Annotated in this window: 1 protein-coding gene; it reads right to left on the bottom strand. The window is 37.0% G+C overall.

Features of this window, described 5'->3' with window-relative positions:
- Positions 1-454 (bottom strand): hypothetical protein (locus AC1VNY_RS42610; RefSeq protein ID WP_482409690.1); only part of this gene is annotated, 454 nt, incomplete at its 3' end.
- Positions 455-468: the final 14 nt, after the last annotated feature.

The following is a 468-nucleotide window of genomic DNA, read 5'->3' as shown; positions in this document are numbered from 1 at the left end:
TTAGTAAACACCTCGAATCAGTGTGTCCTTGTAATTTGGAGCCAGTGAGTTTTGACGGTGCTGTTTCGTTCCGAAACTTGTCACACCGTGAAAACATTTTTAGTGCGGCTTGAAATGTACTGTCTGTTTCTTCTGTACTTTCTTGTTTGCTTATGTCAGAAACGTTTGTTGAAATGTCTTCAGCCAGACAGTCTGTATGCCGTGCAGTTGGCTCAGTTTTGCAGATTTCTGGAGATTTTACAACAAAATAAACTAATTTATTGTCAGAATCTTCAATTTGCTTTTTTAAAGTTTCTTCTTCATTTGATAACACTATTTTCATCCCACTGATTTGTAATTCTTTGCACACATGAACTAACTTATTTTCTGTACCTCGACATTGCTCGTTGGTTACTTGTAACTCTTCTCCGGATAAAAGCTGGGGCATTTGACAACTAAGATTGTTTTGTTTCACTCGAGATATACATG

The organism is Bradyrhizobium ferriligni (genome assembly GCF_056837965.1).
The sequence above is the reverse complement of the archived record's forward strand: the minus strand, read 5'-3'. Positions and strand labels throughout refer to the sequence as shown.